12 protein-coding genes are annotated in these 11,786 nt (G+C 42.6%); all 12 read left to right on the top strand.

Going from position 1 to position 11,786, the window contains the following annotated elements; translation table 11 throughout:
- Positions 1-30 precede the first annotated feature (30 nt).
- The 12 genes from FN960_RS05840 to FN960_RS05785 all read left to right on the top strand — a co-directional run bounded on the left by FN960_RS05840 (position 31) and on the right by FN960_RS05785 (position 11,728).
- Positions 31-390, top strand: a complete 360-nt coding sequence (locus FN960_RS05840; protein ID WP_143847761.1) for a sensory rhodopsin transducer — start codon at positions 31-33, stop codon at positions 388-390.
- A 192-nt stretch (positions 391-582) separates the two neighbouring features.
- A complete protein-coding gene (locus FN960_RS05835; RefSeq protein ID WP_143847760.1) occupies positions 583-1,578 on the top strand; it encodes an ABC transporter substrate-binding protein in 996 nt (331 codons plus the stop codon).
- 22 nt (positions 1,579-1,600) lie between these two features.
- Positions 1,601-3,685: a Fe(3+)-hydroxamate ABC transporter permease FhuB gene (fhuB, locus tag FN960_RS05830; RefSeq protein ID WP_260681937.1), complete on the top strand. Its 2,085-nt coding sequence runs from the start codon at positions 1,601-1,603 to the stop codon at positions 3,683-3,685.
- A 248-nt stretch (positions 3,686-3,933) separates the two neighbouring features.
- The gene (locus FN960_RS05825; RefSeq protein WP_143847758.1) at positions 3,934-5,526 is read left to right on the top strand and encodes a glutathione ABC transporter substrate-binding protein; all 1,593 of its coding nucleotides are present in this window, start codon (positions 3,934-3,936) and stop codon (positions 5,524-5,526) included.
- Positions 5,527-5,615: 89 nt separating this feature from the next.
- A complete protein-coding gene (locus FN960_RS05820) occupies positions 5,616-5,978 on the top strand; it encodes a DUF1516 family protein (protein ID WP_185970942.1) in 363 nt (120 codons plus the stop codon).
- Between the two features lie 564 nt (positions 5,979-6,542).
- Positions 6,543-7,493 carry a sugar-binding transcriptional regulator gene (locus FN960_RS05815; RefSeq protein WP_143847756.1) on the top strand — a complete coding sequence of 317 codons (951 nt, stop codon included), beginning with the start codon at positions 6,543-6,545 and terminating at the stop codon, positions 7,491-7,493.
- A gap of 145 nt (positions 7,494-7,638) precedes the next feature.
- Complete coding sequence (locus FN960_RS05810; protein ID WP_143847755.1) at positions 7,639-8,019, top strand: transcriptional regulator GutM; 381 nt, start codon at positions 7,639-7,641, stop codon at positions 8,017-8,019.
- Positions 8,020-8,032: 13 nt separating this feature from the next.
- Positions 8,033-8,572 (top strand): PTS glucitol/sorbitol transporter subunit IIC, encoded by a 540-nt coding sequence (gene srlA, locus FN960_RS05805; protein ID WP_143847754.1) that lies wholly within the window; start codon positions 8,033-8,035, stop codon positions 8,570-8,572.
- A 25-nt stretch (positions 8,573-8,597) separates the two neighbouring features.
- Positions 8,598-9,620 (top strand): PTS glucitol/sorbitol transporter subunit IIB, encoded by a 1,023-nt coding sequence (gene srlE / locus FN960_RS05800; RefSeq protein ID WP_143847753.1) that lies wholly within the window; start codon positions 8,598-8,600, stop codon positions 9,618-9,620.
- Positions 9,621-9,646: 26 nt separating this feature from the next.
- Positions 9,647-10,024 carry a PTS glucitol/sorbitol transporter subunit IIA gene (locus tag FN960_RS05795; RefSeq protein WP_143847752.1) on the top strand — a complete coding sequence of 126 codons (378 nt, stop codon included), beginning with the start codon at positions 9,647-9,649 and terminating at the stop codon, positions 10,022-10,024.
- A gap of 27 nt (positions 10,025-10,051) precedes the next feature.
- Positions 10,052-11,344 carry an NAD(P)H-dependent oxidoreductase gene (locus FN960_RS05790; protein WP_143847751.1) on the top strand — a complete coding sequence of 431 codons (1,293 nt, stop codon included), beginning with the start codon at positions 10,052-10,054 and terminating at the stop codon, positions 11,342-11,344.
- 39 nt (positions 11,345-11,383) lie between these two features.
- The gene (locus FN960_RS05785) at positions 11,384-11,728 is read left to right on the top strand and encodes a bh protein (protein WP_143847750.1); all 345 of its coding nucleotides are present in this window, start codon (positions 11,384-11,386) and stop codon (positions 11,726-11,728) included.
- The last annotated feature ends 58 nt before the right edge of the window (positions 11,729-11,786 follow it).

Below are 11,786 nucleotides of genomic sequence, written 5' to 3'. Positions count from 1 at the left end.
GGAAGTCTATCAAATGAAGAGGGTGATTAAATGAACGGCAAGAAAAGTTGGTTTATACCAGATGCCTATATTCCCGAGCGAAGCTCTGGTGCACTCGAAAGCCATGAAGCAATCTGTGTGCTTAATTGTCAACAAGATATGGCCATTTTAAAAATCACGCTTTATTTTGAGGATCAAGATCCGATTGAAGAAATTGAAGTGAGAGTAAAAGGTAGACGCACCCTCCACCTTAAGACAAATATCTTGGAAAAAGAGGGGCGTAGAGTACCTGTCGGTGTTCCTTACGCTATAGAAGTGCAAAGCTCACAGCCAATTATTGTTCAATATAGTCGATTGGACACAACTCAGCCTGAATTAGCACTTATGTCTACGATTGCTTATAGTGTATAGTGATATAACCTCTTGCCATTTAATATTTTTGGTAAGGGGTTATTTTTTTATTATGATCCTATGGTGTACAAAATGTACCTAAGTCTACTAACCCACTATCTTTTTATTGACGAATGTTAGGAGTTTTGCTATTCTCAATTGAGAATGATTATTATTGATAATTAAATAACGTACATAAATGGAGGCAGCAGGATGGGTTGGAGAAAAGGATTTGGACTTGTAGGAGCAGTAACGGCTAGTTTAACGATTGTTGCAGGTTGTGGTGAAACGAGCAATAGCAATGAGAGTACAAATACAGATGAGAATGATCAAGAAGTGCGTACATTTGAACATACACGAGGGACGGCAGATATTATCGGTGTTCCTGAACGAGTGGTGGTGCTTGAGTGGGGTTATGTTGAGGACTTTCTTGCATTAGGGATAGAGCCTGTTGGAATTGCGGATATTGAGGGTATGAATACGTGGGTCGATATTGGTATGGAAATACCTGATGGCGTAGAAGATATCGGAATGCGTAATACACCCAATCTTGAAATGATTTTAGCCTTAGAGCCTGATCTTATTATTGGCCTGGAATCAAATGTTGAGAGTAATTATGAGGAGCTGAATGATATTGCTCCTACACTTGTATACGATCCGTATCCAGCTGAAGGAGAAGGCACACAGTATGATGTGATGATAGAAACCTTTAATGAGATTGCGACCATTATGGATAAGGAGCAGGAAGCTCAGGAAGTACTTGATGGCATTGACCAGCTTTTTGCAGAATCAAAGCAGAAGATTGAGGATGCTGGCAAGGCTGGAGAAGAGTTTGTTGTGGCGATGGCTTATAGTGATCAAAATGCTGTAACCTTTCGCTTACATGATGACACGTCGATGGCTGCACCAATGATTGAAGAGATGGGGCTAGTAAATGCGTTCCAATCCTCTCAGTTTGAAAGATACGGTTTTACCTCTGCGGACGTTGAAGCTCTTCCAGCTATCGAGGATGCAAACTTCTTCACGATCATTCAAGAGAGTGATGATGTTATCGGAAATCACTTAACTGGAAATCCAATCTGGGATGGTCTTACCTTTGTAGAGGAAGATCGAATCTACTCACTTGGCGGCGATGCGTGGCCGTACGGGGGACCTCTATCAGCTCAAATTTATGCTGAAAAAGTGGTAGACGCCTTTTTAAATGAGTAGAGGAGAAAAAAGGGCAGAGGGGATGTCAAATCACCCCCCCTCTGTCCAACATGTCCTAAGTAAACAAAGCCTGCGTCCAATTATTATGCTGTTGAGCGGTGTTGTGATCTTAGCTTTCACATTATTAGTTAGCTTGACTCAGGGACGTGCAGATGTATCGGTATATGATGTGATTGGAGCTCTGCTGAATCGTCAGGATTTGGCGGAGCATCATTTAATTTGGGCGAACCGATTTCCAAGAGCAGTCATGGGTATTGTTTCTGGCTGTGCGCTAGCCGTTGCAGGCGCACTTATGCAAACGGTAACGAGAAATCCATTAGCTTCAGAAACCACATTGGGGGTAAACGCAGGTGCGTATCTTGCAGTGGTGGCAGGGATGATTTTCTTCCCTGCTTTACAGACGCAATATGCTTTTCCTGTAGCGGTTGCTGGTGGTGCAGGTGCTGCTGTAGCTGTTTTTAGTTTAGCTGGTGGTCGTAGAAGCACACCCATCCGAGTGGCCCTTTCCGGAATGATTGTCACCTTGGTTCTTTCATCGGTTACAAGTGCACTCATCATGTTAAATCAACAAACAGTTCAAGGGGTTTTTCTATGGGGGTCCGGTTCATTAATTCAAAATAATTGGAGTGGGGTAAGCTTTTCCTGGCCGTGGGTTGCGGGGGGCATCTTTATTGTATGTCTGCTTGCTCGTCAGTTGGATGTACTTACTTTAAATGAAGAAACCTCAAAGTCATTAGGGCAGAGAGTGAAACAAACACGAATCGTAGCGATGGCTATTGCGGTTGTTATAGCTTGTGTCAGTGTAAGTATTGTAGGTCCAATTGGATTTATTGGGTTGGTTGCCCCGCACCTTGTAAGAATGATGGGGGTTCGCCAGCATATTTGGCTTCTTCCGATTAGTGCAATTTGGGGTTCTACCATCCTGCTCGCTGCAGATACAATAGCGAGAAGCTTTATTGATAGTTATGGAGAACTTCCTGCTGGAGCCATTACGGCTGCGATTGGTGCCCCTTGGCTCATCTGGCTTGCCTTGCGTATGTCTAAGCATGTAAAAGGAGGCGCCGGTTTTCAGTCAAATTTATCAATGAGTGTAGGAGGTTCAAGACGAATTGGCTCGTTTTCACTGTGGGCAACCGTATTTACGATTTTAATGCTCGCTGTATGGACACTTAGTCTCACAAGTGGAAGCTTGTACATTCCCCTCCCTGATGTTTGGGCAGCCTTAATTGGACAAGGGCAGGCCATCCATGAAAAGATTTTGTACGATTTCAGGCTACCGAGGCTTTTAATTGCCGGAATATCTGGAATGGCTATAGCCGTAAGTGGAAGCCTGATTCAAAATACGATACGCAATCCACTAGGGGATCCACAGGTAATTGGTATTACAAGTGGAGCTGGTGTTGGTGCTTTACTGATTATGGTTGTATTTCCCCAACTTTCAGGCTTTTGGCTGCCGGCCGGAGCTGTATTAGGAGGGATGGGGGCAGCAGCGATTGTGTATGGAATCTCTTGGCGTCGTGGTCTAGATCCAATGATTTTAACACTTGTTGGAATTGCTGTGGCGGCTGCAGGTGCAGCCTTCATTAATATACTCATTGTGTATGCTAAAGTTTCCGTCGCTCCAGCGCTTACGTGGATGGCAGGAAGCGCGTATGGCCGTGGTTGGAGTGAGTTGTATTTGCTTCTTCCTTCCGTGGGTATTCTAATACTGCTTGCTTGGTGGCAAGGAAGAAAGGTTGATTTGCTTTCTTTTAATGAGGAAAGTTCAACCGGACTCGGGATGAAGGTTCGCCAAACGCGACTTACTGTTGCTGTTATTGCAGTCTTACTCGCTTCTGTAGCAGCGGCAAATGTTGGGGCCGTTGGATTTATTGGATTATTAGCACCGCATGCAGCTCGGATGCTAGTGGGTCCCCATCATCAAAAAGCGATGATTCTATCGGCTTTGCTTGGTGGACTTCTCTTAGCGGCAGCTGATTGGATTGGTGTTGTCCTGCTTGCTCCTAAAGAGCTTCCTGCAGGTGTTGTAACAGCTATTATAGGCGCACCTTACTTATTATATTTAATGTATCGATCAGCGAGACCAAGACTGTTAAAAGCTAGATAAAATGAGTGAAATCCGAACCGCCCGTTCAGCTTGTTCGGATTTCATTTTTTACGACTTTAAATTTTCAGAATAAACAAAAGACACAAAACCTTCACATTATACTTTGTTTTCAACTAGTTATTTATAGTAGGTTAGAAGAGTCTATTCTATAAATACGTTTTCATTCCTTTGTCTTCTCCCCTGGGATATTTAAGGGGATTTATTGGAGGGTGGACAAAAGAATGAACAAATAACAAAGGAGGCTACAAATGAATGCTCATGGTGGAAAACAGCTACAGTACGGTTTAATCGGCGCAGCGGCACTTTTTATGGCTGGTTGTGCAAGTGATTCAGGTGTGGAAGAGGTAGATGCTAATGGCACAGAAGGAAGTCCAGGAGGAGACCTAATACTGGCCGTACTTTCAGATGCAAATACATTAGATCCTCATACAGGAAATGATGTTCCTTCTGGAAATATTCAGACTAATGTGTATGAGACCTTAACAAAGTTTAATGAGGATATGGAGCTTGAGCCCTTATTAGCCGAATCGTGGGAAGCGATTGAAGATGATGTTTGGGAATTTAAGTTAAATGAAGGCATTACCTTTCATGATGACTCGGAGTTTAATGCAGATGTTGTAAAAGCAAATCTTGAACGGATTTTGGATGAAGAAGTAGCATCACCTAGAAAAATATTGTTTGAAATTATTGAAGAGATTGAGGTCGTAGATGACCACACGATTCATCTAAGCACAGAGGTGCCATTTGCACCATTACCTGCTCATTTTGCGCATTACGCTGCGGGTATCGTGAGTCAGGATGTGATCGAAGAGGATTACGCGAATATGGAGGCTGGTGGACAGCCTGGTGAGTATATCAATGAAAACCCTATAGGAACGGGCTATTTTACATTTAACAGCTGGGCTCCTGGGGATCAAATTGTACTCGATCAAAACCCTGACTATTGGGGCGAGCCGGCTTTAGTTGATACAGTAACGTTCCGAGTGGTACCTGAGGATCAGACAAGACTTGCTGATCTGGAAACTGGGGCTGCGCATATTATCAGTCCAATTACAGCCAGTGATTTCGGTCGCTTAAATAACACTGATGGAATAAATGCTTACGAACGAAACGCGGCAAGTATTACATACTTAGGGTTCAATATGCAAAAGGAACCATTTGATGATGTGAATGTGCGTAAAGCAGTTGCCATGACCATTAATAAAGAGGATATGATGAATGGCATTCTTGAAGGGACTGGAGAGGTTGCTGTTGGAACTGTAAACGACACGAATTTTGGTTACAGCGAGAATGTAACCGGCATTGAAAGAGACCCGGAGAGAGCAAGAGAGCTTTTAGCAGAAGCTGGTTATGAAGATGGCTTCTCAACGACCATCTGGACAAACGATAACCGTGAGCGTATGGATATTGCGGAAATGGCTCAGCAGAATCTTGAGGAAATTGGCATCGATGTTGAGATTCGTGTCGTTGAGTGGGGTGCCTACTTAGACGCTACAGCATCGGGGGAACATGATATGTTTATCCTTGGCTTATCTCTTGGCACTGGGGACGCGGATTATCCAATGCATATGCTCTTCCATTCAGATAATATAGGACCTCCTGGGAATCGCGTCTTTATGGAGGATGATACGTTTGATGACATGCTGCATCAAGCTAGAATCGAACAGGATGAAAATACTCGACTAGGTCTTTATGAAGATGCTAGCAATTATTTAAACGAAGAAGTACCAATGACCTTTCTCTATCATCCTTCACATATAATGGGTTATCGCGATGGAGTTGAGGGCTTTTGGGCAGATGCTTCAGGCTTCTATCAGTTAAATGAAGTGACAATACCTTAACAATCTTAAGAGAGTTGCTTATTCACTATGAATAGGTGCTCTCTTTTTCTATAATAAGAACGGAAGATAAAAATAAGGAGGTGCTTCATTTGCTGACTCAATATCATCTAATCGCTATTACTGTAACACTCCTCCTTTTTGGAATAGTCTACAAGCTATATGTGAATAAAAAGCGAAAACAAGCCATTATTCTTCACCAGTTTATGAGGGTATCATTTTTATTTGTGCTAGCTACTGGCATTCTGCTCGTTCCAATGATGCCTTTTTCATTGATGCGAGGAGCTAAGCTGATTCTCGGTATGGTTAGTATGGGCATTATGGAAATTTTTCTTATGCATCTTAATAAAGGGGATTTGACTAAGTTCACAACGATATCGATGATCACCATTATTAGTTTGACCATCCTCATTGGTTTATTTTTACCTCTAGGTATTTATCTACGCTTTTGGTAATTTCCAATCATTTCTGTCTTCTCCGATAGAGTCCATGCTTATGTGTAAATTAGTTTTGTATCTTCGGCCGCAGCTCCCCAAAATGGGGGCACTTACCCGAGGCAAGGTAATGAGCTAACTCAACTACGTCGATTTATCTCATTGAACCTTTTCATCGAGGCCACTGAAAAAGTCACGTAAGAATGAGCTGACTGGCGCCGCTACAGGAGAACCCTACGCTTTCCGCGGGAACGGCCTCAGCCCTCGAAGCGGAAAACCACCACTTCGATGTCTTCAGACTCGTTCTGTTCCGCAGGAGTCTACGGGTTCTCCTTTCGCTAACGTTCTGACTTATACAATTGAAGAACGTTCGCAGACTTATAAAGATCGTTTTTCAGTGACCTCTCTTTTCATCCCTTAGGTTTCGGTCCTCCATTTTCGTCCGCATGTTCTATGTACACAATAATCAGGACTTTACCTCTTCTCCCTCTTTTATATACTATAATAATGACGTATGTGCTTTGGCGGAACATCTGTTATAATTGGATCATAAGTGCACATAGTTTACTATAGGAGTGATCTTAAATGGTTAATTGGGACGAGCGACGTCTACTAGTTAAGGCTGCAAATCTTTACTATTTTGATGGCTGGACACAAGCTCAAATTGCAAAAAAAATGTCGGTGTCGAGACCAGTTATCTCAAAAATGCTGAATAGAGCAAGAGAACTGGGTATCGTAGAGATTTATATAAAAGATGAAAATGCTCATACAGCTACCTTGGAGCATAAATTAGAAAACCTGTTTGGACTTAAGGAAGCCGTGGTTGTTCCTACTTCAGGTCTAACTCCAGAGATGGTCAAGCGTTCTGTTGGTAAAGCAGCTGCTTATTATGTGAGTAAGCATCTGGACGGGATTAAAAGTCTCGGAATTTCATGGGGAACTGCGCTTTACAGTATGGTGAACGAGTATCCTTATGAGCAGCGTTCTGACTTAAACATCGTGCCGCTTGTTGGAGGCATGGGAAGGAAGCTAGTTAACATTCACTCAAATCTATTAGCCTATCAGCTTGCCCAAAAAGTAAATGGCACCTGTTCCTATCTGTATGCTCCGGCGATGGTGGAAAGTGAAGAATTAAAGCAACGGCTCATTGAAAGTGAGGATATAGCCAACGTTTTAGCGGAGGGTAGGCAGGTTGAGATGGCTCTTGTAGGGATTGGTAATCCACTTTTGAATTCAACGATGAGCACAATGGAATATTTAAAGGAAGAAGACTTGGTTTCGCTGCGGAAGTCAGGTGTTGTAGGCGATATCGGCTCTCGTTTCTTTGATATGGTGGGTGATCAAATAACGCACCCATTAAACGATCGGGTGATTGGCATTACCTTAGATGAGCTTAAAGATATTCCAGAAGTAGTAGGGGTAGCAGAAGGGTCTCATAAAGTAGAAAGCTTGCTGATCGCACTAAAATCAAATTATTTAAACGTGCTAATCGTTGATGACTCTACCGCACAATCATTAGTTAATGACCACATTTAAAATGTACGATAGTTAAAGCGTTTTCAAAAGTAGATGAGTAGTTTCGACATATTTTTCAGAAAACTACTTGACGAAAATTGAAAGCGCTTTTATAATCGAAACATAAGTAACTAATATGAACATATGTAATTAAAGGGGTGATTTCATGTGGGGATGGCTGATTGGATTATTTACTGCAACGTGGATTTTGCAGCTTTTGCTAACTCGGGTTCAAATGAATCATTATCAAAAAACGCTTAAGGAAATGAGTAAACGCTCATCAGGATACCTTGGAGTCGGGATTCATAAGCAACGACTGGGGATAGGTAGTATTGTCATTCTTGTAACCAACCAGGATGGAAGAGTTATAGAAGGTAGAAAAATGGCGGGAGTGACCGTTTTTTCAAGATTTTCACCACTTACAGCATTTGATGGTTTATTCGTTCACGAGGTTAAACAATTGGTTCAGGAGCATCCACTCCGCAAAGCAATTGAAACCTCTCTAGATCAAATAAATAAGCAACGCAATAAAACAATAGCAGGATAAGGGGGAAGGGCAGATGGACTTTTTAGTACAGCTTGCAGAAGGTTTTATCGGAATGTTTGAGGAGGGCGGTCAAACCTTTATCGGAATGGTCACTGGCATTATTCCAACGTTGATTTGTTTAATCACTGCTGTAAACGCAATCATTAAAATGGTTGGCGAAGAGCGTATCAATAAATTAGCACTAAAGAGCACAAAAAACATCATCTTACGTTACTCATTATTTCCTTTCTTAGCTGTATTTTTCTTAACGAATCCAATGGCGTATACATTTGGACGATTCTTACCAGAGCATCAGAAACCAGCTTTTTATGACTCAGCTGTATCCTTTGTTCATCCAATTACCGGATTGTTTCCACATGGTAACCCTGCAGAGTTGTTTGTATATATGGGCATCGCCTCAGGTATTACCACGCTCGGATTATCGCTTGGACCCTTAGCCATCAGGTTCTTTATCGTAGGTCTTATTGTAATCTTAATTCGTGGTATCGTCACCGAAATTATCACTGGCCGTTTAATTAAAAAGCGAGAGCAAGAGCTTGCCTCACAATCATAAGAAAGATTATTAGGGGGTAATGACTATGGCAGAATACAAACAAGTAAAAGTAGAAAAGGGCAGTGGAGGCTGGGGTGGACCATTAACGATACAGCCAACGGAACAGAAGAAGTATGTGGTATCTGTAACGGGAGGCGGCATCGATCCACTTGCCCAGCATATTGCAGATGCTACCGGTGCTGAGGCGGTTGACGGTTTTAAAACGTCCGTAAATAAAGAAGAAATGGCCTGCGTCGTGATTGATTGTGGTGGCACAGCGCGCTGTGGTGTATACCCGCAAATGGGTGTGCTAACTATAAATCTAACTCCTACTTCTCCATCAGGGCCATTAATGAGATTTATAAATGAGGAGAACTTTGTGTCTGGCGTGAAGATAGCGAATGTAACTGCGGAAGAGGGAGCACCGCAACAATCTACATCTACTTCCGAAGATTCATCGCGTTTAGACAAAAATGAAGCAAACCGCATTAAAGAAGAGGCAAAGGCTAAAGCGGCTCAGCTTCAGCAGCCAAAAAAGAAAGCAAATATTATTGAGATTGTTGGTCGAGGCGCAGGAAAGGTCGTTGGTATATTTTATCAGGCCGGGCGTGAGACGATAGAACAAGTTATTAAGAATATTCTCCCGTTTATGGCGTTTGTCAGTATGTTAATTGGAATCATTACCTTTACAGGCATTGGAGACTTTATCGCCAACTTTGTGTCACCACTAGCAGGTAACTTTGTAGGATTACTTCTATTATCTGTGCTGTGCTCCATCCCATTACTTTCTCCGTTACTCGGACCTGGAGCCGTTATTGCTCAGGTGGTAGGGGTGTTAATTGGGGTTGAGATCGGGCGAGGAAATATTCCGCCTCAGTTGGCGTTACCGGCATTGTTTGCGATCAACCCTCAGGCAGGAGCAGACTTTGTGCCAGTGGGGTTAACTCTTGGAGAGGCAGAACCTGAAACAATTGAGGTTGGGGTGCCAGCTGTATTAATGTCTCGAATGATTACAGGACCATTGGCAGTTGTCATTGCGTATGTATTCAGCTTCGGACTATATTCATAAGCACTAGATAAAAAGGAGTGAGAGACATGTATCAAACAAAAACACCTGTCTATCAAACCGAGTTTATTGAACTGGGTTCCCAGACAAGCATCTTTTTAGAAGAAAATATGCTCATTATCTTTAATGAAACGGTACCAGCCGATTTAAAGGATATTTCAGCTGTTCATAAGCAAACAGAGCTGCTACAAAATGTTGAAGTTGGCGATACGCTCCACATTCAAGGTGAGCAGTACAAGATCCTATTTGTGGGAGAGAAAGCAAATGAAACACTAAGGGATCTAGGGCACTGTACGATTGAATTCAGTGGAAAATCATCTTCTGATTTACCTGGAACCTTATGTGTGGAGAAGAAGGACGTGCCACAACTTGAGGTTGGCGGGAAACTAGCCATTTATAAAGGATAGACCAATAGAGAAACTAGGAGTGGTTGTATGTTAGGTATAAATAGAAAGCTCGCAGCATTAGAACAACAGGGGAAGGTCATTAATGTTGGACTGATTGGTGCTGGGCAAATGGGTAGAGGTATGGTCGCGCAAATTGAAGGAATGAAAGGGATGCGTGTGGTTGTTACTGCAGATATTCAGGTTGAGAATGCAGTCAACGCCTACAGAAATGCTGGAGTGAAGCTGGAGGATATTGTAGAAACGACAGATCCGAGTGTGGCAGAAAAGGCTGTGAATCAAGGCAAAGTGATTAGCACAACCTCCTCTAGCTTAGTCACTTCATTACCTTCTGTTGACGTGGTTGTAGATGCTACAGGTGTACCTGATATTGGTGCCCGCATTGCCTGGGATACCATCATGAACAAAAAGCACATTGTCATGCTTAACGTAGAAGCAGATGTAACGGTGGGACCACTATTAAAGCAACTCGCTGATTCTAGTGGTGTTGTGTATACAGGCTCTGCAGGAGATGAGCCAGGTGCCGTTATGGAATTGTATGATCTAGCTGATGCTAGTGGATTTGAAGTCATTGCGCTTGGTAAAGGAAAAAATAATCCCTTAAATCTTGAAGCTAATCCAGACTCGGTGGCCGCAGTAGCTGCAGAAAAGGGAGCAAGTCCAAAGATGATAGCCTCCTTCCAGGATGGGTCAAAGACCATGGTAGAGATGACGGCCGTTGCGAATGCAACAGGGTTTCTTCCAGATAAGCCAGGTATGCACGGGTTGACTGGAAACGTAAAAGAACTGCCTGCCATGTTCCAAAACGTGTCTGAGGGCGGTTTGGTAGAAAATAAACAGATTGTAGAATTTGTGAATGGCGTTGCGCCTGGTGTGTTTGCAATCATTGCATCGGACCAGGAAGAAGTGAATCATGAGATGAAATATTTAAGCATGGGAGATGGACCAAACTATGTACTCTATCGACCATATCATCTGACTAGTCTTGAAACACCAATCTCTGTAGCACGTGCTTACTTCTACCAGGAGGCGACCATCGCACCTTGGAAAGGGTTAGTTGCTGAGACAGTGACTGTAGCCAAAAGAGATTTGGAAGCTGGAGAGCATTTAGATAGCATTGGTGGATTTACCGTATATGGAAGTATTTTAAAAGCTGAGGATGCTAAGAAAGAGAACCTGTTGCCACTTGGACTTGTTGATCGCAATGTTCGTGTAAACCGAGCGATTAAAAAGGGAGAATACATTTCCTATTCAGATATTACCCAAACCAAGGAATCATTTATATGGCAGCTGCGTAAGCTTCAGGATGATACGTTGTTATAGGTGGATGAAGGAGAGTTAACAGCTAAAGGTGGTGAACGTATGAAAACAAGTCAGATGGAAGCCGATTTGTATTGCATTCACTGCAAGGAAGAGGTATTACACGAAATAACATATGTGAACGATCAACTAAAAAGCATCGAATGTATTGAATGCAGTCATGATTTGGAATTTGTCATGGATCTTGATCAGGAATTTTATGAAGAAACCCAGAAACGTATTGCAACAAAACCCAAACGGATGACCCAGGAGTACAGAGAAGATTTAAGTAGATTTTTATTCTCCTTACCTGTGCGGGTGATAAGTAAGCCTTATCGACTATTTAAGGATTTCAAAGGCTCGCGTCATATGATTAAAGATCATAAACATGACCACAAGCATCGCTGAATTCCTCTGCTTTATCTGTTCAAATGGACAGATAAAGCAGGGGGTTCAGGTATTTTTT

The organism is Alkalicoccobacillus porphyridii, assembly GCF_007293315.1.
In the GTDB taxonomy this organism is placed as follows: domain Bacteria; phylum Bacillota; class Bacilli; order Bacillales; family Bacillaceae_D; genus Alkalicoccobacillus; species Alkalicoccobacillus porphyridii.
The sequence above is the reverse complement of the archived record's forward strand: the minus strand, read 5'-3'. Positions and strand labels throughout refer to the sequence as shown.